This window comes from Aeromonas mytilicola subsp. aquatica, from assembly GCF_044336385.1.
Taxonomy (GTDB): Bacteria; Pseudomonadota; Gammaproteobacteria; order Enterobacterales; family Aeromonadaceae; genus Aeromonas; species Aeromonas rivipollensis.
This window is the reverse complement of record NZ_CP172298.1, coordinates 1438271-1462206: the sequence shown is the minus strand read 5'-3', so window position 1 is coordinate 1462206 and position 23936 is coordinate 1438271. Positions and strand designations below refer to the sequence as shown.

Below are 23936 nucleotides of genomic sequence, written 5' to 3'. Positions count from 1 at the left end.
CGAAGCGGTTCACGTTTTTTTCATCGGGAAAGGAGTAGAGTAGGCAATTACCAAGCGCCTGTTTTAATTGAAAAAGGCTCCAGGGGAGCATGCCATGGCATAGCGCCCCTCCCCCTAGGTGGAACGCCATGATGAAGAAAACTGCGATTGCCCTGACCCTGGCCAGCCTGCTGGCGCTGCCGGTGGTCACCGCCTCCGATGCCTGGGCCGCCCCGGTGCGCTCCCTGCAAAAGGAGCAAAATTACGACCAGTACATCAGCAAACGCCAGGTGGTGGATCAGCTGCTGGCGGATGCCGCCCGCATCTTCCACTCCCCCGCCCGGGTCTCAGATGCCGGTTTCACCGCCAAGATGCCGAGCAACATGGAGCAGGTCACCGAGCTCCTGCTGCAAGCCCATCAGCTCGAACCCTACCGCACCGATCTGCTCATCTCGGCGGCCAACGCCCAGATCTACAACGGCAACGTGGACAGAGCCATCGCCCTGTTCGAGCAGGCCCTCAGCACGGCGCCTGACGATCTGGATCTCAACACCTATCTGGCTACCTGGCAGCGCTTCAAGGGCAACCAGGCCAAATCCGATGGCTACGTCAAGCGGGTCGGCGAGCTCAATGCCGGTCGGGCCGCCGATCTGCAGCGGCTGTTCGATACCGTCGACCGGGTGGTTGCCACCCCCCTCAAGGAGCGCCAGGGGCGCGGCGAGAAGAAGGGGCGACAGGCCATCGTCACCCTGGGCTATGCCCTCAACCCAGATGGCTCCATGCACGAGATCCTGCTGGGGCGCCTCGAGACCACCCGCGCCCTGGCCCAGGCCAACCCGGCGGCCCTCATCATCCTCACCGGCGGCGTGCCCCAGAACCGCCAGACCGAGGGCAAGCTGATGGCGGACTGGCTGGCGAAGAAGGGCATAGACAGATCCCGCATCATCGAGGAGAACTACGCCACCAGCACGGTGGAGAACGCCCTCTACAGCGGCTATGCCCTCGCCCGCCACGAGATTGAGTACGCCACCCTGGTGAGCTCGGCGAGCCACGTGCGCCGGGGCCAGACCCTGCTGGAAATCGCCTGCTGGCAGAGCGGCCCGGCCAATATCCGCATCGACAGCGTCGCCTACCCGGACAAGCCCCTCTCGGCCCTGGCCAAGGCGAGCCCCGAGGAGCTGCTCGGCATCTACCGGGATGCCCTGCGCACCTATGGCCTCTGGAGTTACCGCTCGGCCCCCCTGCTGGAGCGCTGATCCCCTCCCCGGCCCAATGAAAAAGCCCGCCGAATGGCGGGCTTTTTCATCATCTGACGGGCCTAGGCGTCGCTGGCGTGCCTCAGCTCTTGAGCTCCAGCCACAATGGTGAAGCCCTCAAAGACCAGTCGGGCTTTTGGCTCTGGCGGCCCCTCAGCCCTTGAGCTCCAGCCACAATAGTGAAGCCCCCCAGAGCAGGCGGGCTTTTTGTGTCTCTGGCGGGCCCTCAGCCCTTGAGCTCCAGCACTGTGGTGAAGCCCCCGAAGATCATCCGGGCGCCATCGAAGGGCATGGTCTGGTGCATGGGGCTGGCCGGATCCATCCTGGGATCCTTCATCATCCTGGTCATGGCCTCGTCACGTACCGCCTTGCTCGGCCACTCCACCCAGGAGAAGACCACGCTTTCGTCCTCCTTGGCCGCCACCGCGCGGTAAAAGTCGGTCTGCTTGCCATGGGGCACGTCATCTCCCCAGCATTCCAGCACCCGGGTGGCCCCATATTCGAGAAAGATGGGATCAAACAGCCCCGCATGGTCGATCAGGGCCTGCTTGTTGACCGTGGGCACGGCGATCACAAATCCGTCCACATATGACATGAGCCTTTCCTCCTGTGATTGAGGATCTCAGCATAGCAGTCGCGCCCCTGGCTGCCCTCAGAGGGACACCAGCTGCTCCAGATCGCTGCGGGTCAGGCGCTTGCTGTCCACCTTCACGTAGAGGGAGTGCTCCTCAGGCACCAGCAGCACGTCGCTCACCCCCTCGCAGGCGCGGATCTTCTGCTCCAGGGCGGGGGTCGCGGCCACCCCTTCCGGCAGCACTATGCGCAGGCTGCTGACGTAGGGGGGCTCGGCCATGGTGAGGCTGACGCCGAACCAGAGCAAAGCCAGGACGGCGCAGCCGCCAAACACCAGGGGGCCGCCCCCCAGGCTGTAGAGCAGGCCCCCCAGGCTGCCGCCGATGGCGACACCGAGGAACTGGCTGGTGGAGTAGACCCCCATGGCGGTGCCCTTGTAACCCGGGGGTGACTCCTTGCTGATGAGCGACGGCAGCAGCGCCTCCATCACGTTGAAGCCGACGAAGAAGAGTTGCAGCCCCAGCAGCAGCCCCCAGAGCTGCAGGCCTGCCTGCCACAGCACCAGCTCGGCGGCCAGCATCACCAGCACACAGGCCTGGAACACCCGCTTCATCTGGCGGTGCTTCTCGGCATAGATGATGAAAGGCACCACGCTCACGAAGGCGATCAACATGGTGACCAGATAGGCCTGCCACTGGTGCTCCCGGGCCAGGCCCGCTTGTTCGAGCAGGGGCGGCAGCGCCACAAAGCTCGACATCAGCAGGGTGTGGACGCAGAGGATGCCGAGGTTGAGCTTGAGCAGACGCCCATTGGTGAGCACGGTGCGAAAACCGCCGCGCACCATGGCGGACTCGCGATTTTGCAGGTGGGCAGCCGGGGTCGGCACCACCCAGATCACCATGGCGATGGCCGCCAGCGCCAGCAGGGCGATGAGCCAGAACAGGCCGGATAATCCCACCGCCTGGGTGATCAGGGGGCCTGTCACCATGGCGATGGCGAAGGTGATGCCAAAGCTCACCCCGATGAAGGCCATGGCCTTGGTGCGGTTCTGCTCCCGGGTGAGATCAGACAGGAGTGCCATGACCGCGGCGGAGATGGCGCCGCTCCCCTGCAGGGCGCGGCCGACGATGACCCCCCAGATGGAGTCGCTCAGGGCGGCGATGACGCTACCTGCCGCAAACATCAGCAGGCCGCCGACGATGAGGGGCTTGCGGCCGATGCGATCGGAGAGCAGCCCGAAGGGGATCTGGAACAGGGCCTGGGTCATGCCGTAGATGCCGATGGCCAGACCGATGAGCGCCTCCGAGGCGCCCGCCAGGGACATGCCGTAGGTGGTCAGCACCGGCAGGACCATGAACATGCCGAGCATGCGCAACGAGAAGACGGAGCCGAGCGCCCAGGTCGCGCGGCGCTCGCCCCTCGTCATGGTGAAATCATTCATGATGGCCTCGATAGGTCAGAGAGAGGAGATACAAAGGGGCGGATGACAAGGCACGCCACACCCGAAAAAGCCGACAATGCGCCCCGTGGGGCGGGCCACATAATAACAGAGCCGGGAAGGTTCCCGGCTCTGGATTCTATTGATTTTCCTGTGTTGCATCACAGCCTTGGGGTCCGGCGACGCGGGCCATCAGGGCAGCATGCTCACCAGTACAGGCGCTGCATCCGGCTGGAAGTCCACCGACATCATCACGCTCAGGCAGGTAATGGTGACGATGGAGAACATGAACAGCTTGCGGGCCCAGAGGGAGTCATCCACCGCCGCCTTGTAGCCAGACAGCGCCATCCCCAGCCACCAGACGCTCACCGCGGTGGCGACTATCAGGTACTTGTAACCGGCGTAGCCGCCGAGGAACAGCATCAGGGTCGGCACCATGAAGGCCAGTATGTAGAGGGTGATGTGGTGCTTGGCCACAGATATCCCCTTCACCACCGGCAACACAGGGATGTTGGCGGCCTGGTAATCCTTGAAGCGGAAGATGGCAATCGCATAGGAGTGCGGCATCTGCCACAGGCTGAAGATCGCCAGCAGGATAAGCGCACCGGTGTCGAACTGGCCGCTCACCGCGCAATAGCCGATGACGGGTGGCGCGGCGCCGGAGAGGCTGCCGACCAGGGTGCCATAGACAGAATGACGCTTCATGTAGAGGCTGTAGACCCCCACATAGACCAGGAAGCCCAGCACCGCCAGCAAGGCGGCCAACGGATTGGCCGCAAAGTAGAGCAGTGCAATGCCCGCAACGCCCAGCGCGCTCGCATACCAGAGCGACACACCGGGGGCGATGAGCCCCCTCACCAGGGCGCGGTTCTTGGTGCGCTCCATGATGCAGTCGATGTCCCGGTCGATGTAGTTGTTGAACACACAACCGGAGGCGACCACCAGTGACACCCCCGCCATGGTCAGGATGAACAGGGGCACATCCAGGCTCCCCTTCGAGGCCAGCAGGAAGCCGCCGATAACCGAGATGAGGTTACCGAAGATGATGCCCGGCTTGGTCACTTGCAGGTATTGCTTCATCATCACATCAAGCCGCTCAGTGAACCATCATGTTGATGTTGAGGTTGTACATGATCCACAGGGAACCCACGACCACGATGGCGATGATGAGCACGGTAAAGACCAGTGCCACCAGGTTCCACCGCTCCTCGGAGGAGGTGTTCATGTGCAGGAAGTAGATCAGGTGCACGAAGATCTGCACCACCGCCATGGCCACTACGGTGCCGAGCACCATGGCATGGGAGGCGGAGCCGTCCATCACCATCCAGAACGGGATCGCGGTCAGGATGAGTGACAGCACGAAGCCGGTCATGTAGGACTTGACGCTGCCGTGGCTGGCGCCGTGATTGTCAACAGAATGACTCATTTACATGACCCCCATCAGATAAACCACGGTGAAGACGCAGATCCACACCACGTCCAGGAAGTGCCAGAACAGGCTCAGGCACATCAGGCGCGTGCGGTTGCGCTCGGTCAGCCCCTTCTTGCTGATCAGTACCATCATCACGATGATCCAGATAAGGCCGCTGGTCACGTGGATACCGTGGGTACCGACCAGGGTGAAGAAGGCGGACAGGAAGCCGCTGCGATCCGGGCCCGCATCATTGACGATCAGATGATGGAACTCGTAGATCTCCATGGCGATGAAGCCGGCGCCAAGAATGAAGGTGACCAGCAGCCAGGTGTTGACCGCGGAGACCTTGTTCTTGTTCATGGCCAGCATGCCGAACCCGAAGGTGATGGAGCTCAGCAGCAGCAGCATGGTTTCGGCAAACACGAACGGCAGTTCGAAGATGTCCTTGCCGGTGGGGCCGCCGGCGGTGCCGTTGACCAGGACTGCATAGGTTGCGAACAGGGTCGCAAACAGGATGCAGTCGCTCATCAGGTAGATCCAGAAACCGAACACCTTGGTGGCGCCGGCATCATGGTGCCCATCCTCATGGGCACCGTGAGAGTGATGTAGAACGTCAGTCGCCATGGAATTAAGCCACCTTGTTGATATTGTCGAAATGCTGACCTTCGATGCGCTCGATTTCGTCAACCTGTACGTAGTAGTCCACATCGTCGTTGAAGCTGTGGATGATCCAGGTGGCGATCATGCCGACGAAGCCGGCGATGGCCATCCACCAGATGTGCCAGATCATGGCAAAGCCAAACACCACGCTGAAGGCGGCGATGATGACACCGGCACCTGAGTTCTTCGGCATGTGGATGGGAGCGTACTTGGCCGGCTGGCGATAGGCGCTGCCGTCCTCTTTCGCTTCCCAGAAGGCGTCCAGACCCTTCACCTTAGGCTCGATGGCGAAGTTGTAGAAGGGGGGCGGAGAGGACGTGGCCCACTCCAGGGTACGGCCACCCCAGGGATCGCCGGTCCAGTCACGGTTCTTCTCGCGGTCACGGATACTGACCACGACCTGGATCAGCTGGCACAAGACGCCGATGGCGATGAGGCCGGCGCCGCAGGCGGCAACCACCAGCCAGCCGTGGAACTCGGGATCTATGTTCTGGCTGACACGACGGGTCATGCCCATGAAGCCCAGCACGTAGAGCGGCATGAAGGCCACGAAGAAGCCGGTGATCCAGAACCAGAAGGCACGCTTGCCCCAGACGTCATCCAGCTTGAAGCCGAATGCCTTCGGGAACCAGTAGGTGATACCGGCGAAGCAACCGAACACCACGCCGCCGATGATGACGTTGTGGAAGTGGGCGATCAGGAACAGGCTGTTGTGCAGCACGAAGTTGGCGGCCGGCACGGAGAGCAGTACCCCCGTCATGCCACCCACGGTAAAGGTGATGATGAAACCGACGGTCCACAGCATGGGGGAGCTGAACTCGATGCGACCGCGGTACATGGTGAACAGCCAGTTGAAGATCTTCACCCCGGTCGGGATGGAGATGATCATGGTGGTGATGCCGAAGAAGGCATTCACGTTGGCGCCAGACCCCATGGTGAAGAAGTGGTGCAGCCAGACCACGAAGGAGAGCACGGTAATGGCCACGGTGGCCCACACCAGGGAGGTGTAGCCGAACAGCTTCTTCTTGCAGAAGGTCGCCACGATTTCGGAGAAGATCCCGAACACCGGCAGCACCAGGATATACACCTCGGGGTGACCCCAGGCCCAGATCAGGTTGATGTACATCATCATGTTGCCACCCATGTCATTGGTAAAGAAATGGGTACCCAGGTAGCGGTCTGCGGTCAGCAGGGCGATGGTGACGGTCAGGATCGGGAAGGAGGCGATGATCAGGATGTTGGCGCACAGGGCGGTCCAGGTGAACACCGGCAGACGCATCATGGTCATGCCGGGGGCACGCATCCGGATGATGGTGGCAAAGAAGTTGACACCGGTCAGCAGGGTACCCAGACCCGAAATCTGCAGACTCCAGATCCAGTAATCGACCCCGACCCCAGGACTGAACTCCAGCCCCGACAAGGGCGGATAGGCCAGCCAGCCGGTCTGGGCGAATTCACCGACCCCGAGGGAGACGTTGATCAGCACCACGGCCGCGGCGGTAAACCAGAAGCTCAGGTTGTTCAGGAAGGGGAAGGCGACGTCACGGGCACCGATCTGCAGCGGCACCACTATGTTCATCAGGCCGATCACCAGCGGCATGGCCACGAAGAAGATCATGATGACGCCGTGGGCGGTGAAGATCTGATCGTAGTGGTGCGCGTTCAGGTAGCCTTCGCTACCGGCGGAGGCCATGACCTGCTGACCACGCATCATGACCGCATCGGCGAAGCCGCGCAGCAGCATGACCATGCCCAGGATGAGATACATGATACCGAGGCGCTTGTGGTCCACCGAGGTGAACCACTCTTTCCACAGATATTGCCACTTGCTGTAATAAGTGATGAGACCGGCAATCGCCAGCCCACCCAAGATGATACCGGCTATCGTGACCATGATGATGGGTTCATGGTACGGAACAGCCTCGAGTGTCAATTTTCCAAACATCGATTATTCCTCGGATCCTGCTTTCACACTCTTGTCAGCCATAGACGTGGCCATGTGTCCGGCATGCTCGTCATGACTCATGGCCGCGTGGTCCATGGTCTCTTCTTTCGCAGCGTCATGGTTCATGGCCTCGTGGTCCATGGCGCCGTCTTTTGCAGCGTCATGCTTCATGGCCTCGTGGTCCATGGCGCCGTCTTTTGCAGCGTCATGCTTCATGGCCTCGTGGTCCATGGCGCCGTCTTTTGCAGCGTCATGGCCGCCATGGGACATGCCGCCCATGAACTTGTTGATCACGTTGACGAACAGCTTGGGATCGGCGCTGGCGAAGTACTCAACCGGGTGGTTTTCGCTCTTCTTGGCCAGGGCATCGAACTCACCCATGGTGCTCAGCATCTTGGGAGACTGTTTCACCTTGGCGACCCAGGCATCGAAACCGGCCTGGTCCTGGGTGGCGATCGCCTTGAACTTCATGCCAGAGAAACCGGCGCCGCTGTAACTGCCGGAGATCCCCTTGTACTGACCCGCCTCGTTGGCAATCAGGTGCAGCTTGGTCTGCATCCCGGCCATGGCGTAGATCTGACCGCCCAGTTGGGGGATGAAGAAGGAGTTCATCACAGTGTCTGAGGTCACCCGGAAGTTGATCGGGGTATTGACCGGGAAGGCCAGCTCGTTGACCGAGGCGATACCCAGCTCCGGATAGACGAACAACCACTTCCAGTCGAGGGAGATGACATCGACCTGAATTGGCTTGACGTCAGATTCCAACGGCTTGTAGGGGTCGAGGGAGTGGGAGGTTTTCCAGGTAATCACTGCCAGGATGGCAACAATAATGACGGGCACGGTCCAGACGACCGCTTCAATCTTGTTGGAGTGGGACCAATCCGGGGTGTATTTGGCAGTGGTATTGGATGCTCTGTATTTACGAGCAAATGCCACCGTCATAATAATCACAGGAATCACCACGATTAACATCAACCCGAGTGCGGTCAATATCAGTGACTTCTGCTCCAGACCAACCTGCCCCTTGGGGCTCATCAGAGCCATGTCGCAGCCACTCAGCAAGCCAGCGGTTGCCATCAACAGCAAAGCGCCCAAGCCCCTCTTTACTTCAAAAGGTCTCATGCAATGTCCTCATCGTTTCAAGGCTTATTGGTATAATAAAAATGCCGCATTTTATTGCATCAGACCGGCATGTGAACAACATGAAAAATTAATCCCAAAAATGTTCCAAGGGTGGTGAAAACAGGTATCAGATGTTAATCGCTTGACAGCGACCAATTTATTAAATTCACAGACACTCGATTCATCTCCCGTTAATTTATCTCCCCGCCAAAATCGTTCACCAATTAATCAATCAGGCTCATTGCCCTTATTTTTTGAGGGAGAAACAGGACAAAAAAGAGCCATTCAGACCTCTCTTGATGCACAGACGTCCTCTCCATTCCTTGATCTGGATGCGCATATTCCGAGGGGGAATAAAAAAATAATTAATCAAACGAATGTATGATTAACTTCCCGGGGCCGACGGAAGCGCAGAAAGTGCTGCCCTGTCTGAGACCCACCATGAAAAACGGGCCTCGGATAGGCCCGTTTAAGACGACTCCCCACCGCAGGGTCTTCCTCAGGGGTGTTTATGCTCCATCCGGGTCGCCACTGCGATGCGGTTCCAGGCGTTGATGGTGACCACCTGCATCAGGCATTGGGCCAGCAGGGTTTCCCCCAGCAGGGTCAGGGCCTGCTGGTAGGTCTCCTCGGTGAGCCCGTTTTCGGCTATCAGAGTCACCTCGTCGGTCAGGGCCAGCACCGCCCGCTCCCGCGCATCGAACAACGGGGATTCGCGCCAGGCGGACAACGCCAGCAAGCGCTGGGGGCTCTCCCCATGATTCATCGCCACCTCGGCGTGCATCTCGATGCAGTAGGCGCAACCGTTGAGCATGGAGGCCCGCAACTTGATGAGCTCCTTGAGCGACAGCGGAATGTCGGTCCCGCCGAGATAGGACTCGAGGCCCATCATGGCCGAGATGGCGGCGGGCACCTGGCTGGCAAGCTGGATACGTTCTGACATGGCAAGACTCCTTGGATGAGCGCCCCCATGGGCGATGAGCACATTGTTCACGCTTTCATCCATGGATAGAATACCGCCATAACCTGCAACAGTTTTGCATTTACCGCAAAGGTGCTCCCATGCTGGATCGCGTCCGTATCCTGGCTCAGGTGGTGGAGTCGGGGAGTTTCTCCCGGGCCGCCCGCGCCCTCAACCTGGCCCCCTCCTCGGTGACCCGCACCATAGATGCGCTGGAGCAACAGCTGGGGATCCCGCTGTTCAAGCGCAGCACCCGCCAGCTGGTGCTGACCGAGCAGGGAGAGTACTTCCTTGCCCGCTCGGTGCGCCTGCTGGAGGAGGCGGATCAGCTGGTGCAATCCCTACAACCCCTGCCGGTGGCGCCAGAGGGCCCACTTCGGGTCTCGGTGTTCGAGAGCTTCGGGACCAGCTGGCTGGCGCCGCGCCTGCCGGCCTTCCTGGCCCGCTACCCCGGGGTGCGGCTCGAGATCGAACTCGACAACCGGCTGGTGGATCTCGACGCCGAAAACGTGGACGTGGCGGTACGCGTCGGACGCCCAGTGGACAGCGGCCTCCATAGCCGCCACCTGCTCACCAACCGGACCCTGCTGGTCGCCTCCCCCGCCTATCTGGCCCGCCATGGCGAGCCCGCCCATCCCGATGAGCTGGCGCACCACAACTGCCTGATCCGCGGCCATGGCCGTCAGCGCCAGCACTGGTATTTCCGGCAAGGGGCCCAGCGGCACAAAGTCCCGGTGCGGGGCAACCTCGCCTCGGTCGGCGGCACGCCCCTGCTGTGCGCGGCCGAGGCGGGCTCCGGCATACTGCTGCTGTCGAGCTGGATGGTGCAACAGGGGCTGGACAACGGCACATTGCAACCCCTGCTGTCAGAGTGGCAGGCCTCCCCGTACGAGGATCGGCATGACGAGATCCATGCGGTGTTTAGGGGCGGCCGCTTCTTGAAGCCCCAGACCCGCGCCTTCATCGACTTTCTGATAGAGGTGATGAAGCCCTTGCAGGGGCCGCGCTGATAGCGGCGGCCTCTCCAGGGCTTATGGGAAATGAAAACGCCGGGCAAAGTGCCCGGCGCCGGAAGTGAACGACAGCATCAAGAGAAAGCGGTCAGCGAGAATTACGCCCATCCGGGGTCTGGGCCGCGCCTCTATAGTCCCCGTAAGGAAAGACGTTGCGCAGGCGCTGGGCCACGGGCTCCGGGATGGAGCGGGAGAAGACGAGCCTGACCCCGTTGCCATCGCGCTGACCCAGGATGCGCCCTCGCACCGGCTCCTGCTGCAGGATCTGTTTGGCCTGGGCCAGGAAGCGCGGCGGCACAGAGCCTCGCTTCACCTGCACCTTGCCAGGGGCAAGCCGGATCTCGAACAGGGCGCCGCGCCCCAGGGTCATCAACCACCCAATCAGGGCGACTGCCACCAACAACGACAACCAGGCCATCTATCTCTCCCTTTGCCAGCCTCGATGTGCGTCAGTATATGTGGCGACGGCCGGCGAGGAGTGGGCGGACATCACGTTTTGCCCATCCCCGAGTCAGCAATCCTTGCCCCAGGCCACCAGAGTGTCGCGATAGAGCGCCAGCAGGGCTTGATCCCGCACCGCCACCCCGACCCGCTGGGCCGGGTAGTCAGCCCACTCATCGTGGGGATGGGACTTGCCGTCGAACTTCTGCAGGGTGTGGCCTATGGCGGGGCCATGGTCGATGACCCGCACCGGGCCCTCCCGCAGGGTGAACAGCTCGGGATCGATCACATAGGCGATGGCGGACGGATCGTGCACGTGGCAGCCATTGAGGCCGATGCGCTCGGAATAGAAACGCAGGTAGAAGCGGCTCACCGCCCACAGGAAGCGACCGGGCTCACCGGCATCGTCCCGCAGGGCATCCAGGTAGGCGCTGCTGAAGAAGCTCTGCTGGGTCACATCCAGCCCTATGATCACCACGGGCCAGGGGGCGGTGAACACCCGGTCGGCTGCCTCGGGATCGTCGTGAATGTTGGCCTCGGCATAGGGGGTCACGTTGCCGCGATGGCCGTTGACGCCAAAGGCGCCCCCCATCACCACCACCTGCTTCACCAGCGCGGTGATCTCGGGGGCGGCCTCGAGCGCCAGCGCCAGGTTGGTGAGGGGCCCTATGGTCACCAGGGTGATCTCGCCGGGGTTGGCCTTCAGCGTCTCGACTATGTATTGCCAGGCCGGGCGGGGATCCGGGGTCAGGGTCACCTCCCCCGCCTCCACGTCACCCAGCCCGCTCGGGCCGTGCACCACTGTCGTCGGCCCCACGGGCTCGCGCAGCAATGGCGCGGCGGCGCCCTGGGCTACATCCGCCTTCATGCCGTATTTCTGCTTGAGCCAGAGGGCGTTGCGGGTCCCGTTCTCTATGGTGGCGTTGCCAAACACTGTGGTGATGGCGAGCAAGTCGATGACGGGGTGGGCCTCGGCAAAGAGTATTGCCATGGCGTCGTCGATACCGGGATCGGTATCCAGAATGATCTTGTGGGTCATGGGGCCTCCATACGGCAGAAGTGCCAGTGTAGCGACCTCGGGCCCGTTTAACAGCGTCAGGATCACAGCCTCGGCGTTTGGCCTGCCATCCCCCCGCCGACCGGCGACATCTTGAGCACCTCATCCGGGGGCCCGTCATGATCAGGGGCCGCAGTGGCGACATTCTGGGCAGTCGACCCGCCCCCAGGCCCCCGCGCCTTGTGGCCGGGCCTGCGTGATGGTATCACTTGGCCTCACTCTCCCCACTCCCCGCCGAGGCGCCAACGTGATCACCCTGATTAAAGAGTCTGACCAGCTGAAGATGCCCTGGAAAAACAAGCAGGGCACCACGGCCCAGATCCTGGTCTCCCCCCCGGGCTCGAGCCTGGAAAAACTCGACTTTGACTACCGGCTGAGCTCGGCCCCCATCAAGGCGGCGGGCCCCTTCTCCAAGTTTCCCGGTTATCAGCGCATCCTGCTGCCCGTCAGCGGGGCCGGTTTCGTGCTCAACGGCCACCCCTATGCCACCTTCGAGGCGGCCCACTTCAGCGGGGATGACGAGACCCACTGCGAGCTGCTGAAAAAAGAGGTGACGGATCTGGGGCTCATCTACGATCCCGCGCGCATCAGCGCCAACGTGCGGGTGCTCAATGTGCCCTTCCCCCTGACCCTCACCCTGGAGGCGGACAAGACCTACCTCTGCCACCTGCTGAGCGGCCAGCTGACGGTGGCAGGCCAGGCCGTGGCCATCAACGAGACCCTGGTGGTCAAGGGGGAGGAGAGCATCCGCTTCGAGTGCGGGAAAAAGACCACACTAGCCTTCTTTACCCTGCAAGCCAGATAGCGGGGACAAAAAAGCCGGGATATCCCGGCTTTTTCCTGTCAGGCCAGCGCGGCTCAACCGACCTTGAAGGCCCCCTTCATCATGGCGAAGTGGCCGGGGAAGGAGCAGAAGAAGGTGAGATCCTTGCCTGCCAGCCCGTCGGTCTTGAAGGTGACGCTGGTGCTCTCGCCGCCCCCCACCAGCTTGGTGTGCGCCAGTATCCTGGCATCGTCCTTGGGCAGGTAGTCGTGATCTGCGCCGGCGCTCATGCCCGCGGTGGCGACGGCCTGATAGTCGGCGGTATTGGCCAGCACCCAGTTGTGACCCATGTTGGCCACCGGCAGCTTGCCCGTGTGATTGAGGGTGATGGTCACCTCCTTGCAGGTGGCCGGCACGCTCATCTCTTTGAGGTTGAACTGCATGGCGTCATTGCCTTCGATGACCAAGGCGCACTCATCGGCCAGCGCCGGGGCAGCCAGGGAACTCAGCAGCAGCAGGGTTAACACCTTTTTCATCATCTTCTCCTTTGATTGGCGAGGAATGGCAACCCCCTTGTCTGTCGCATCGCACGGCGACACGCAAAGATGCTGTCATGATCGATCTTCATTGTACCCAAATGTCACCGGATGGCAGCGGCTTTTGCTCAAAGCTGCGGACCAGGTCACTCCCGGGGTCCATTGAACTGTGGAACAGATTTGCCGGCGTCACCCCGGCTCGGCTTAATTATTTCCACCCAGGCCCGGCGCCCGGGGCTCGTCAATTGCGGCGCCCTTGGCTAAGCTGCTCCCCCGTCGATGACTCCCGCGAGAATGCAAGATGAAGACCCTCTCCCTGGCCCCCCGCGGCCTGCTGCTCTCCCTGATGCTGCTGTTGACCGCCTGTCAGCCGGCGCCGACCCAGACCCGCATTCAGGGCAACACCATGGGCACCTACTATGCGGTGACCCTGAGCGACCCCTTCCCCGGTGGCCAGGCCGCGCTGCAGGGGGAGCTCGATACCCTGCTGGCGCGCATCAACCAGGAGATCTCCACCTATGATCCTGGCTCCCTCATCTCCCGCTTCAATCAGGGCTCAGGCAAGGCTCCCATGGTCATACCGGCCAGCATGGCCAGGATAGTGCAGCAGGGTATGGATGCGGGGCGCCTCACCCAGGGTAAGCTGGACGTCACAGTGGGCCCCTTGGTCAACCTGTGGGGCTTCGGGCCGGACAAGCGCCCGGTCAAGCGGCCCACCGCAGAGCAGATTGCCAAGGCGCGGGAGCGGGTCGGCATCGACAAGCTCAGCCTGACCCCGCAAGGGGAGCATTTCCTGCTCGGCAAGGCGATCCCCGACCTTTATCTGGATCTCTCCACCCTGGGGGAAGGGGCGGCGTCCGACGACATCGCGGCGCTGCTCGAGCGCAAGGGGGTGCACAACTACCTCGTCGAGGTGGCGGGCGCCGTGCGCAGCAAGGGGCACAACGACAAGGGCAACCCCTGGCGGGTGGCCATAGTCGAGCCCTCGGACAGGCCGGGCGCCATCGAGGACGTGGTCACCCCGAACGGCATGGCCCTCAGCACCGCCGGCAGCTATCGCAACTATTACGAACTCGATGGCCGGCGCTACTCCCACATCATAGATCCCGCCACTGGCGAGCCCGTCACCCACAAGCTGGTCTCCGCCAGCGTCATCACCCCCACGGCGCTGGAGGCCGATGCCCTCGACACCGCCCTCATGGTGATGGGGCCCGAGCAGGCGATGGCCTTTGCCACCGAGCACAAGCTGGCGGTCTATCTCATCGAGAAGACGTCCACGGGTTTTGCGGCGCAGCACACTCCCGAGTTCGCCCCCTACCTGGTACGCAGGCAGCCATGAACGACGAGGCCCCGCAATGCGGGGCCTTTTCATGACGGCGCGCTATTCGATGGGAACGCGATGGGGCGCCGGGATCTGCCTCCCTTCAAGTCTAAAAAGCGGGCCGAACCGCGCCACTGCCATCTCGCGTCCGGTTGACGAAGATCAAGGGCGCGCCATGATTTTTTGCAGGCCGCCTCTTGTCTTGGCGGGAAAAACGGGGCCCCCTTCCCATGTTCAATTGCCTGTCTGCGGACTTTGGTGGCACACTTCTCCCACCAGCCCGCAGCGCCTCGATGCAAGACAGATGCAGACACCGGATCCCGCACCAGAGAAGAAAGCCCAGCCCAAACCCAGGCGCATCCTGCTGGTCAACGAGCAGCGTTCCTTTCAGATGATGATGAAGGCGATGCTGATCAACATCGGCATCAACCGCATCACCTACATCAATTCCGCCGACGAGGCGCGCCGCCGCTGCCAGAAGGAGAGCTTCGACATCTATCTGCTGGACTACGAGCTGGGGGCGGGCGAGAACGGTCGTCAGTTGCTGGAGAGCCTGCGGGACCAGCAGCTGATCCCGCCCCAGAGCGTGGTGATCATGGTCAGCAGCGACAGCTCCCGTGCCATGGTGCTGAGCGCGCTGGAGGCCGAGCCCGACGAATACCTGATGAAGCCCTTCTCCCAGGAGCAGTTCTCGTTTCGCCTGAAGCGCGCCCTCGCCCGCCGCCAGTCCCTGGAGAGCGTCTTCATCGCCCTCACCCAGAACGATCTGCCGGCCCTGGTCGAGGCCTGTGCCAGACAGGCCGATGCGGTGCCGCGCTTTGCCAACTTCTGCCGCTGCCTGCAGGCCGACACCCAGCTCAAGCTCGGCCAGGCCAAGGAGGCGCGCAGCCTGATGCGCCAACTGCTGGCCGGCCAGGAGAACAGCTGGGCCAGGTTGACCCTGGGCAAGGCCTGCTACCGTCTGGCGCTCTATGACGAGGCGGTGAGCCACCTGCAGGCGACCCTGAAGAACACCCCCCTGATGGTGGAGGCCCACCTCTGGCTGGCGGAGTCCCTGCTCTCCCTTGGCAAGGAGGAGCTGGCCCAGCAGGAGCTGCGGCGGGCGGCGGACATCTCCCCCCAGTCGGTGCAGCTCTCCCGCCGGCTGGCAGAGGTGTGCCTGCAGCGCCACGACTACGGCCAGGCCAAGGATGTGCTGCTCGCCCTCATCGATCTGTCGCGCAACTCCATCCACCGCACCCCCCACTATCTGGGGGCCTACATCCAGACCCTGACCCTCTACGCCCTCAACAGCAACGACGGCTATCACATCGCCAACCTGCAAAAGCAGGTGAACTCGGCCCTGTCGCGCATCCGCGATTCCCTGATGATGTCGGAGTTCAACTACCCGGTGTTCGAGCAGATCTGTCAGGCCAGGGTGCGCATCGCCCTGGGGGAGCTGCTCAAGGGCAAGAAGATGCTCTATCGCGCCAACCAGAACTGGCTGGACAAGCCCGAGACCATGCCCCCCGCCCTGCTCGGCGAGACCATACTCGCCCTCTACCAGCTCGGGGAGTTCGAGTACGCCGAGAGCCTGCAATCCTTGCTGGCGGAGGATGAAGACCGGCTGCTCACCACCTGCATCCAGGTGACCCGGGACGATAAGACGGTGCAGGAGCGCCGTCAGCGCTACCAGCAGCTCAACGATCTCGGCATCAAGGCCTACCAGAGCGGGGAGCTGGAGCAGGCCCTCGGCCATTTCCGCGAGGCCTTGCGCCGGGCTCCCGCCAATACCGGCGCCGCCCTCAACAAGATCCAGGTGCTGCTGCAACTGATGCAGAAGAACCGCAAGAGCCCGGAATTCGGCGCCGAATGCAAGGAGACCCTGGAGGTGCTGGAAGGCATCCCCCTGAATCCCGCCCAGCAGGACCGCTTTCGCAAGCTGCGCCAGGAATTTAACCAGCTCGCCTAGCCAGCGGCGCCTCTCCCTCACCTATGCTGATACAGACTCAGGCAAGGAGGGGCGACAGCATGGCGATGTGCCGATACCTGGTGGCAGATGGCCGCCACTGCAGCGAAGAGGCGGGGGATCACGACCTGTGCCACTGGCACGACCCCCACGCCTCTCACTCATCCCCAGACACAGCCGCGGCGCTGGAGCACTATGTGCGCCAGGGGGGCCTGTGCCACGGGTTGCAACTGGCCCGCGCCGATCTCGCCGGTCTCAACCTGGTGAACAGAGAGGGCCCCCAGGGATTCCTGCTGGAGCAGTGCAACCTCTATCGCGCCAACCTGCGGGGCGCCCACCTCTACGGCATTCGCATCAAGGGCGGCAGCCTGATGAAGGCCGACGTCAGTGACGCCAACCTGCACTGCGCCGAGCTGCATGACGTCAACCTGCTCGGCATCCGCTGGAAGAACACCCGGCTCGACAACCTGGATACCGGCAGGCGGCTGATGCAGGACAGGAAGGGGCGAAGCGAGCGGGATCCTGTGCAGGCCCGCGTCTGGTTCAAGGAGGCGGAAGAGACCTACCGGGATCTGCGCAAGGCCTCGGAGGCCCAGGGGATCTTCACCATGTCAGGCCGCTACATCCAGCAGGAGCTCACCATGCGCCGTCTGCAGATGCCGTTCTGGTCCTATCACCGCTTCGCCTCCTGGATAGTGGATCTCTTCTGCGGCTACGGCGAGGCCCCCATGCGGGTGGTGCTCTTCTCCCTGCTGCTCATCTTCATCTGCAGCATCTTCTACTTCTTCTGCGGCCTCAACTTCGCGGGCAACCACCTCATCTACCGCCCGGAGGCGACCCTCGAAGAGAACGCCATCTTCCTGCTCGAATGCCTCTACTACAGCGTGGTGACCTTCACCACCCTGGGCTACGGCGACTTCACCCCGGTCGGTCTCTCGCGGATCTTCGCCGCCTTCGAGGCCTTCACCGGCAGCTTCACCCTGGCGCTGTTTGTGGTGGTGTTTGTCAAGAAGATGACCCGCTAAGCCCGGGGCCGGGGCACAGGGAGGCTGCACGCCCCCTCCCCTGGCCCCTCTTGCATCCAGACCGGATTCCTAGTCCAATAGCGACTAATAAAAACGACATGAGCATCCCTGACATGAAGATCATCTCTTTTAATATCAATGGCCTGCGCGCCCGTCTTCATCAGTTGCAAGCCATCATCGACAAGCACCAGCCGGATGTGATCGGCCTGCAGGAGATCAAGGTTCACGACGAAGCCTTCCCGGTGGCGGACGTGGAGGCCATGGGCTATCACGTGGTGTTCCACGGCCAGAAGGGTCACTACGGGGTCGCCATCATGAGCAAGCAGCCGCCCCTCGACGTGCAGAAGGGGTTCCCCACCGATCCCGAGGATGCTCAGCGCCGGATGATCATGGCCAGCTTCAAACGGGAAGACGGCTCCCTCATCAAGGTGATGAACGGCTATTTCCCGCAAGGGGAGAGCCAGGATCACGAGACCAAGTTCCCGGCCAAGCAGAAGTTCTATGAGGACCTGCAGCACTACCTCGAGACCCACCACACCCCGGACGATCCCCTGGTGCTGATCGGCGATGTGAACATCTCCCCCACGGATCTCGACATCGGCATCGGCGAGGCGAACCGCAAGCGCTGGCTGCGGGATGGCAAGTGCTCCTTCCTGCCCATAGAGCGGGAGTGGATGGAGCGCCTCAAGGGGTTCGGGCTGACCGACACCTTCCGCGCCGCCAACCCCACCGAGTGCGAGCGCTTCTCCTGGTTTGACTACCGCTCCAAAGGCTTTGACGAGAACCGGGGCCTGCGCATCGACCTCATCATGGCGTCCAATGCCCTCAAGGACAAAGTGACCGAGACCGGCATCGACTACGAGCTGCGCGGCATCGAGAAACCCTCGGATCACGCCCCTATCTGGGCCTGCTTCGCCTGATCCCGGCGCCAGGCACGCCTTAGCAAAGAGACCCAGCCCCCGCCGATGCGGGGGCTTTTTTGTTCACAGCACGCCATTTCTTAATCCATATCAACTCTTTGGCAGACGGGGTTTGCCACGCCTTGACCTTCACCTTTCGGCAAGGTTTACATTCGGCTCATCCGTCGCAGGGAAACCGCCCATGTTGTCATCGAGATTGCCCACAGTGCTCATCGCCCGGCTGTTGCTGGGGCTGCTGCTCGTCTGCAATCTCACCCTCTGCATCAGCTGGCATGGTGCGGCGGCAAGGGAGGAGGCGACGTCTCCATCCCTCGCCATGACCAGTGCCGCCAATCTGCCCGCGGCCATGCAGGGGCTCCCCTGCCACGACGGCGGTGATGGCTACGCTGCCGCCGACCTCAATCAGGACGAGTGCCAGATGCACGGCGGCCTCACCTCGCCAATGGGTGCCGGCCTGCCACTGCTGGCCGCCCTGCTGACCCTGCTCGCCCTGCCCCTGTTGCTGCTGCCCCCCGGGACCGTCAGCCAACAGCTGGAAAACTGGCTGCGGGATCCCTTCCTGCGCAGTCGCGGTACCCACCCTCCCTCCTGGCCGCGCCGACACCTGATGCTGTCGGTGCTGCGTCACTAGAACGATCTTCTCCCGTGCATGGGCTAGCCCTATTTGCACACCTTGCCTGACCCTGTGACCACTGGCCCCGCCAGCAGCAGGGAGCCGTGCGTCCGCTGATTCGTCAGCAGCGCCCCGTTTGCCGCCAGCCCTTTTGGTGATGCCTTGCCCATCACCCGCCCGGCGGCCTGCACAAGAGAAGACGTATGATGTCACCAGCCCACTGTTCACCCAACCAGGTTGCCGCCTTAGCGGGCGCCCTCTCCTCCTGCACTTTCTGCATGCAGATCCGCGCCGGAGGCCAGTCATGAACAAGACAGTCCTGATGTCGGCCCTGCTGCTCGCCCTCGGCGCCGGTGGCGGCTACTGGGCCGCCAAACAGAGCACTGATGGCGCCACCGTCAAAGAGAAGACGCCGCTCTACTGGGTCAACCCCATGGATCCCCGCGACAGGCGCGACGGCCCGGCCAAGGACAACATGGGGATGGACTTTATCCCCGTCTATGAGGAGCAGAAAAACGGCTCGCCGGGCACAGTCACCATCAGCCCCGAGATCCAGCAGAACCTGGGGGTGCGGCTGGCCAAGGTCGAAAAGCTGCCCATCCACCAGCAGATCGAGACGGTGGGCTATGTCGGTTATGACGAGGACAGGCTCGAGGCCATCAACGCCCGCATGGCGGGCTGGATCCGCACCCTGGCCATCAAGAGCGAGGGGCAGAAGGTGGCCAAAGGCACCCTGCTCTACGAGATCTACGCCCCGGACCTGGTCAACGCCCAGCATGAGTACCTGCTCGCCCTCAACACCAGCAACCCCCTGCTGCTGCGCGCCGCCGAGGGAAAACTGAAGTCACTGCAAGTCCCTTCGGATCAGATTGCCGCCCTCAAGGGCAGCCGTCAGGTGCGTGAAACCATTGGCATCTATGCCCCCAGCAGCGGCTATGTCTCTGAGCTGAAGGTGCGCGAGGGCCAGTATGTGGAGCCCGCCGCCGCCCTGTTCAACATCAGCACCCTCAAGCAGGTGTGGGTCAGTGCCGAGGTGTTCGAGCGCCAGGCCGCCCAGCTGAAGGTGGGGGATCCGGTCACCATGACCCTCGACTACGCCCCGGGCCGCCGCTGGCAGGGCCGGGTGGATTACCTCTATCCGACGCTCGACGCCGCCACCCGCACCCTCAAGGTGCGGCTGCGCTTTGACAACCCGGACGAGTTCTTGAAACCCAATATGTTTGCCAAGGTGACGATTCAGGCGGGCAAGGGAGAGCCTCAGCTGGTGGTGCCGAGCGAAGCAGTGATCCGCACCGGCAGTCAGGACAGGCTGGTGCTGGCCCTGGGGGATGGCAACTTCAAGTCGGTCGCCGTCACCCTGGGCCCCCAGTTTGGTGACAAGGTGGCCATCAAGGCGGGAGTCGAAGCGGGGGACAGCATAGTCAGCTCGGCCCAGTTCCTGCTCGACTCGGAATCTGCCATCGACTCGGACTTCCAGCGCATGACGGCGGTGCGCCCGGCCCAGGTGTGGACCCAGGGGACCGTGCAGAGCATGGATCTGGCCAGCCGCACCCTGATGGTGGCCCACCAGCCCATCCCCGAGTGGCAGTGGCCCGCCATGGAAATGGAATTCATCGTGGCGGACGGTGTGGACATTTCCCGGCTCGCCCAAGGGCAGCCCCTCCATCTGCAGGTGATGCAGGAGGGGGACGAGTACCGCATCACCAGCATCCATCAGGAGAAAGCACCCGCAAGCGGCGACGCAGCCAAGCCTGCGGCGGGTGAGATGGACAAGATGGAAGGCATGGACCATAGCCAGCACGATATGGGAGCCAAGCCATGATCCCTTCCATCATTCGCTGGTCCGTGGGCAACCGCTTTCTGGTGCTGCTGTTGACCCTCATGCTCACCGCCTGGGGGCTCTGGTCGGTGAAGCAGACCCCGGTGGATGCCCTGCCGGATCTCTCCGATGTGCAGGTGATCATCAAGACGGCCTACCCGGGGCAGGCGCCCCAGGTGGTGGAGGATCAAGTGACCTACCCGCTCACCACCGCCATGCTGGCGGTGCCGGGAGCGACCACGGTGCGCGGCTACTCCTTCTTCGGCGACTCCTTCGTCTATGTGCTGTTTGACGACGACACAGACCTTTATTGGGCCCGCGCCCGGGTGCTGGAGTATTTGAGCCAGGTGGCCCCGAGTCTCCCCGCCTCCGCCCGCCCCCAACTCGGCCCAGATGCCACCGGGGTGGGCTGGGTCTATCAGTACGCCCTGGTGGACAGAACCGGCAAGCATGACTTGAGCGAGCTCACCTCCCTGCAGAACTGGTTCCTCAAGTACGAGCTACAAACCGTCAATGGCGTCTCCGAGGTCGCCACCGTCGGCGGCATGGTGCGCCAGTATCAGGTGCGGGTCGACCCGGACAAGCTGCGCGCCTACGGCATACCGCTCTCCCTTATCGAGACGGCCATCAAGCAGGGCAATCAGGAGACAGGCGCTTCCGTCATCGAGATGGCGGAAGCGGAGTATATGGTGCGCTCGAACGGCTATCTGAAGAGCGTGGAGGATCTGAAGCAGATCCCGCTCGGTACCACTGTGCGCGGCGCCCCGCTGCTGCTGGGTGACGTGGCGGATGTGGTCACCGGCCCCCAGAGCCGGCGCGGCATCGCCGAGCTCAACGGCGAAGGGGAAGTGGTGGGCGGCATCATAGTCATGCGCTACGGCGAGAATGCCCAGCACACCATAGACGGGGTCAAGGCGCGGCTGGCAGAGCTGAAGAGCAGCCTGCCACAGGGGGTGGAGATCGTCACCGTGTACGACCGCTCTGACCTTATCCAGCGCGCCATCGACAACCTCTCCGGCAAGCTGCTGGAGGAGTTTGCGGTGGTGGTGCTGGTCTGCCTCGCCTTCCTGTTCCATCTGCGCTCGTCCCTGGTGGTGGTCATCACCTTGCCCATCGCCATTCTGGCGGCCTTTATCGTGATGCACCTGCAGGGGATCAACGCCAACATCATGTCGCTCGGGGGCATCGCCATCGCCATCGGCGCCATGGTGGATGGCGCCATCGTGATGATCGAGAACGTCCACAAACATATGGAGCGGGAGGCGCTCACCGACAAGAACCGCTGGCGCATCATCACGGAGGCGAGCATAGAGGTGGGGCCCGCCATCTTCTTCTCCCTGCTCATCATCACCATCAGCTTCCTGCCGGTGTTTGCGCTGGAGGCGCAGGAAGGGCGGATGTTCCACCCCCTCGCCTACACCAAGACCTACGCCATGGCCGCCGCCGCGGCGCTCGCCATCACGCTGGTGCCGGTGATCATGGGGTACTTTATCCGCGGCAAGGTGCTGGCCGAGCAGGCCAACCCCCTCAACCGTGGCTTAAGTCAGGGCTATGTGCCGCTGCTCAAGGCCGTGCTGGCGCGCCCGAAAACCACCCTCGTGCTGGCCGCTATTGTCACTGTGGCGGGCTTCTGGCCGCTCAAGTACCTGGGCTCGGAGTTCATACCGCCGCTCGATGAGGGGGACATCATGTATATGCCCACCACAGCAGCCAACATCTCGGTGGGCAAGGCGCGAGAGATCTTGCAGCAGACCGATAAACTCATTCGCACAGTGCCCGAGGTGCAGAACGTGTTCGGCAAGGCGGGGCGCGCCGACTCGGCCACAGACCCTGCGGACCTGGTGATGATGGAGACCAGCATCCAGCTGAAACCCCGGGATCAGTGGCGCCCCGGCATGACCCCGGAGAAGCTCAAAGAAGAGCTCGACTCCCTCATCCGCTTCCCCGGCCTCACCAACGCCTGGGTGCCCCCCATCAAGACCCGCATCGACATGTTGGCCACCGGCATCAAGACCCCGGTCGGCATCAAGATCGCGGGGCCGGATCTCAAGGTCATTCAGGGGCTAGGCCAGCAGTTGGAGCAGATCGTCGGCAAGGTGGAAGGGGCAGCGTCGGTCTACGCCGAGCGGGTGGCGGGTGGCCGCTATGTGAAGGTGGATATCGACCGGCTGAAGGCGGCCCGCTACGGCCTCAACATCGCCGACGTACAGGCGGTGCTCGCCACCGCGGTGGGCGGCATGGAGGTGGGGCAGACCATAGAGGGGCGCGAGCGCTACCCCATCAACCTGCGCTACCCCCAGAGCTATCGCGATTCCGTGGCCAGCCTGGAGCTGCTGCCGGTGGTCACCCCGAGCGGTGCGCGCATCGCCCTGGCGGACGTGGCCCGGGTCTATATCAGCGACGAAGCCCCCATGCTGCGCAGCGAGAATGCGCGCCTGAACGGCTGGGTCTACGTCGATATTCGCGGCCGCGACATCGGCTCCTTTGTGGCAGAGGCCAAGGCACAAGTGGACAAGCAGCTGGTGCTGCCGGCGGGCTACGCCCTCACCTGGTCAGGGCAGTACGAGTACATGGAGCGGGCCAAGGCGCGCCTCGCCTACGTGGTGCCATTGACCGTCGCAATCATAGTGCTGCTGCTCTATCTGGCGTTTCGCCGCTTCCAGGAGGTGCTGCTCATTCTCACCACACTGCCGCTGGCGGTCGTGGGCGGGATCTGGACCCTCTGGCTGCTCGATTTCAACCTCTCGGTAGCGGTCGGGGTGGGCTTTATCGCTCTGGCCGGGGTGGCGGTGGAGACGGGCGTCTTGATGCTGGTCTACCTCAACCACGCCTGGGATGACCTCATCGCCAGCGGCAAGCCGGACAAGGCGGGCCTGCACCAGGCAGTCATTCACGGCGCCGCCCTGCGCCTGCGCCCCAAGATGATGACTGTGGTGACCATCATCGCCGGCCTTCTGCCCATCATGTGGAGCCAGGGCACCGGCTCCGAGGTGATGCAGCGCATCGCCGCGCCGATGATCGGCGGCATGGTGAGCGCGCTGGTGCTGACCCTCTTGGTGCTACCTGCGGCCTACTACCTGTGGCGCAGCCGAAGCCTTGGCAAGGCCGAAACCCGGCAAGCCGACTGACCAC

The 23936-nt window shown here is 62.8% G+C and carries 21 protein-coding genes; 10 read left to right on the top strand and 11 right to left on the bottom strand.

The window, feature by feature from the left end; translation table 11 throughout:
- The first annotated feature begins 131 nt into the window (after positions 1–131).
- On the top strand, positions 132–1235 hold the full coding sequence (locus tag ACFWHB_RS06860) for an ElyC/SanA/YdcF family protein (RefSeq protein WP_103244540.1): 1104 nt from the start codon (positions 132–134) through the stop codon (positions 1233–1235).
- 226 nt (positions 1236–1461) lie between these two features.
- Here ACFWHB_RS06860 and ACFWHB_RS06855 read toward each other — a convergent pair whose 3' ends face one another.
- The 8 genes from ACFWHB_RS06855 to ACFWHB_RS06820 form a co-directional block, all read right to left on the bottom strand.
- Entirely contained in the window at positions 1462–1830 is a 369-nt protein-coding gene (locus ACFWHB_RS06855; RefSeq protein WP_395949755.1) for a DUF1428 domain-containing protein, read from the bottom strand.
- Positions 1831–1887: 57 nt separating this feature from the next.
- A complete protein-coding gene (locus ACFWHB_RS06850) occupies positions 1888–3249 on the bottom strand; it encodes an MFS transporter (RefSeq protein ID WP_395949754.1) in 1362 nt (453 codons plus the stop codon).
- Positions 3250–3438: 189 nt separating this feature from the next.
- Positions 3439–4332: a heme o synthase gene (gene cyoE / locus ACFWHB_RS06845; protein WP_290027793.1), complete on the bottom strand. Its 894-nt coding sequence runs from the start codon at positions 4330–4332 to the stop codon at positions 3439–3441.
- A gap of 10 nt (positions 4333–4342) precedes the next feature.
- Positions 4343–4672, bottom strand: a complete 330-nt coding sequence (locus ACFWHB_RS06840; protein WP_025327639.1) for a cytochrome o ubiquinol oxidase subunit IV — start codon at positions 4670–4672, stop codon at positions 4343–4345.
- Positions 4673–5368 (bottom strand): cytochrome o ubiquinol oxidase subunit III, encoded by a 696-nt coding sequence (locus ACFWHB_RS06835; protein WP_163135288.1) that lies wholly within the window; start codon positions 5366–5368, stop codon positions 4673–4675. It abuts the gene before it with no gap.
- Positions 5289–7265 (bottom strand): cytochrome o ubiquinol oxidase subunit I, encoded by a 1977-nt coding sequence (cyoB, locus tag ACFWHB_RS06830; RefSeq protein WP_106886299.1) that lies wholly within the window; start codon positions 7263–7265, stop codon positions 5289–5291. Before cyoB ends, ACFWHB_RS06835 begins: the two co-directional genes overlap by 80 nt.
- A gap of 3 nt (positions 7266–7268) precedes the next feature.
- A complete protein-coding gene (gene cyoA / locus ACFWHB_RS06825; protein WP_395949753.1) occupies positions 7269–8387 on the bottom strand; it encodes a cytochrome o ubiquinol oxidase subunit II in 1119 nt (372 codons plus the stop codon).
- Positions 8388–8886: 499 nt separating this feature from the next.
- The gene (locus ACFWHB_RS06820; protein WP_395949752.1) at positions 8887–9330 is read right to left on the bottom strand and encodes a carboxymuconolactone decarboxylase family protein; all 444 of its coding nucleotides are present in this window, start codon (positions 9328–9330) and stop codon (positions 8887–8889) included.
- Between the two features lie 119 nt (positions 9331–9449).
- Between ACFWHB_RS06820 and ACFWHB_RS06815 the strand changes: the two genes are divergently transcribed.
- On the top strand, positions 9450–10358 hold the full coding sequence (locus ACFWHB_RS06815) for a LysR family transcriptional regulator (protein ID WP_106886296.1): 909 nt from the start codon (positions 9450–9452) through the stop codon (positions 10356–10358).
- A 91-nt stretch (positions 10359–10449) separates the two neighbouring features.
- On the opposite strand, the gene ACFWHB_RS06810 is transcribed toward ACFWHB_RS06815, so the two are convergent.
- Both ACFWHB_RS06810 and ACFWHB_RS06805 read right to left on the bottom strand, forming a co-directional pair.
- Complete coding sequence (locus tag ACFWHB_RS06810; protein WP_162627188.1) at positions 10450–10779, bottom strand: DUF3634 family protein; 330 nt, start codon at positions 10777–10779, stop codon at positions 10450–10452.
- 93 nt (positions 10780–10872) lie between these two features.
- Positions 10873–11841, bottom strand: a complete 969-nt coding sequence (locus ACFWHB_RS06805; RefSeq protein WP_395949751.1) for a nucleoside hydrolase — start codon at positions 11839–11841, stop codon at positions 10873–10875.
- Between the two features lie 265 nt (positions 11842–12106).
- On the opposite strand from ACFWHB_RS06805, the gene ACFWHB_RS06800 reads away from it, so the two are divergent.
- Positions 12107–12664: a HutD family protein gene (locus tag ACFWHB_RS06800; protein WP_111910189.1), complete on the top strand. Its 558-nt coding sequence runs from the start codon at positions 12107–12109 to the stop codon at positions 12662–12664.
- A gap of 53 nt (positions 12665–12717) precedes the next feature.
- Here the strand turns inward: ACFWHB_RS06800 and azu are convergent, their stop codons facing one another.
- Positions 12718–13158, bottom strand: coding sequence for an azurin (azu, locus tag ACFWHB_RS06795; RefSeq protein ID WP_139744933.1), 441 nt, complete (start codon positions 13156–13158; stop codon positions 12718–12720).
- A 301-nt stretch (positions 13159–13459) separates the two neighbouring features.
- On the opposite strand from azu, the gene ACFWHB_RS06790 reads away from it, so the two are divergent.
- The 7 genes from ACFWHB_RS06790 (at position 13460) to ACFWHB_RS06760 (ending at position 23932) form a co-directional block, all read left to right on the top strand.
- Positions 13460–14497 carry an FAD:protein FMN transferase gene (locus ACFWHB_RS06790; protein WP_395949750.1) on the top strand — a complete coding sequence of 346 codons (1038 nt, stop codon included), beginning with the start codon at positions 13460–13462 and terminating at the stop codon, positions 14495–14497.
- Between the two features lie 286 nt (positions 14498–14783).
- Positions 14784–16430: a tetratricopeptide repeat-containing response regulator gene (locus tag ACFWHB_RS06785; protein WP_111910192.1), complete on the top strand. Its 1647-nt coding sequence runs from the start codon at positions 14784–14786 to the stop codon at positions 16428–16430.
- 59 nt (positions 16431–16489) lie between these two features.
- On the top strand, positions 16490–17452 hold the full coding sequence (locus tag ACFWHB_RS06780) for an ion channel (protein WP_234676884.1): 963 nt from the start codon (positions 16490–16492) through the stop codon (positions 17450–17452).
- Positions 17453–17565: 113 nt separating this feature from the next.
- The gene (gene xthA, locus ACFWHB_RS06775; RefSeq protein WP_106886287.1) at positions 17566–18372 is read left to right on the top strand and encodes an exodeoxyribonuclease III; all 807 of its coding nucleotides are present in this window, start codon (positions 17566–17568) and stop codon (positions 18370–18372) included.
- Positions 18373–18553: 181 nt separating this feature from the next.
- On the top strand, positions 18554–19003 hold the full coding sequence (locus tag ACFWHB_RS06770; RefSeq protein WP_106886286.1) for a hypothetical protein: 450 nt from the start codon (positions 18554–18556) through the stop codon (positions 19001–19003).
- A 286-nt stretch (positions 19004–19289) separates the two neighbouring features.
- Entirely contained in the window at positions 19290–20807 is a 1518-nt protein-coding gene (locus ACFWHB_RS06765) for an efflux RND transporter periplasmic adaptor subunit (protein WP_395949749.1), read from the top strand.
- Complete coding sequence (locus tag ACFWHB_RS06760; RefSeq protein ID WP_395949748.1) at positions 20804–23932, top strand: efflux RND transporter permease subunit; 3129 nt, start codon at positions 20804–20806, stop codon at positions 23930–23932. The genes ACFWHB_RS06765 and ACFWHB_RS06760 overlap by 4 nt, the downstream gene beginning before the upstream one ends.
- The last annotated feature ends 4 nt before the right edge of the window (positions 23933–23936 follow it).

Coding starts and splice junctions, on each gene's coding strand:
- ACFWHB_RS06860 (WP_103244540.1), top strand. CDS start 132: ATGAAGAAAACTGCGATTGCCCTGACCCTGGCCAGCCTGCTGGCGCTG.
- ACFWHB_RS06855 (WP_395949755.1), bottom strand. CDS start 1,830: ATGTCATATGTGGACGGATTTGTGATCGCCGTGCCCACGGTCAACAAG.
- ACFWHB_RS06850 (WP_395949754.1), bottom strand. CDS start 3,249: ATGAATGATTTCACCATGACGAGGGGCGAGCGCCGCGCGACCTGGGCG.
- ACFWHB_RS06840 (WP_025327639.1), bottom strand. CDS start 4,672: ATGAGTCATTCTGTTGACAATCACGGCGCCAGCCACGGCAGCGTCAAG.
- ACFWHB_RS06835 (WP_163135288.1), bottom strand. CDS start 5,368: ATGTGGACTACTACGTACAGGTTGACGAAATCGAGCGCATCGAAGGTC.
- cyoB (WP_106886299.1), bottom strand. CDS start 7,265: ATGTTTGGAAAATTGACACTCGAGGCTGTTCCGTACCATGAACCCATC.
- cyoA (WP_395949753.1), bottom strand. CDS start 8,387: ATGAGACCTTTTGAAGTAAAGAGGGGCTTGGGCGCTTTGCTGTTGATG.
- ACFWHB_RS06820 (WP_395949752.1), bottom strand. CDS start 9,330: ATGTCAGAACGTATCCAGCTTGCCAGCCAGGTGCCCGCCGCCATCTCG.
- ACFWHB_RS06815 (WP_106886296.1), top strand. CDS start 9,450: ATGCTGGATCGCGTCCGTATCCTGGCTCAGGTGGTGGAGTCGGGGAGT.
- ACFWHB_RS06810 (WP_162627188.1), bottom strand. CDS start 10,779: ATGGCCTGGTTGTCGTTGTTGGTGGCAGTCGCCCTGATTGGGTGGTTG.
- ACFWHB_RS06805 (WP_395949751.1), bottom strand. CDS start 11,841: ATGACCCACAAGATCATTCTGGATACCGATCCCGGTATCGACGACGCC.
- azu (WP_139744933.1), bottom strand. CDS start 13,158: ATGAAAAAGGTGTTAACCCTGCTGCTGCTGAGTTCCCTGGCTGCCCCG.
- ACFWHB_RS06790 (WP_395949750.1), top strand. CDS start 13,460: ATGAAGACCCTCTCCCTGGCCCCCCGCGGCCTGCTGCTCTCCCTGATG.
- ACFWHB_RS06785 (WP_111910192.1), top strand. CDS start 14,784: ATGCAGACACCGGATCCCGCACCAGAGAAGAAAGCCCAGCCCAAACCC.
- ACFWHB_RS06780 (WP_234676884.1), top strand. CDS start 16,490: ATGGCGATGTGCCGATACCTGGTGGCAGATGGCCGCCACTGCAGCGAA.
- xthA (WP_106886287.1), top strand. CDS start 17,566: ATGAAGATCATCTCTTTTAATATCAATGGCCTGCGCGCCCGTCTTCAT.
- ACFWHB_RS06770 (WP_106886286.1), top strand. CDS start 18,554: ATGTTGTCATCGAGATTGCCCACAGTGCTCATCGCCCGGCTGTTGCTG.
- ACFWHB_RS06765 (WP_395949749.1), top strand. CDS start 19,290: ATGAACAAGACAGTCCTGATGTCGGCCCTGCTGCTCGCCCTCGGCGCC.
- ACFWHB_RS06760 (WP_395949748.1), top strand. CDS start 20,804: ATGATCCCTTCCATCATTCGCTGGTCCGTGGGCAACCGCTTTCTGGTG.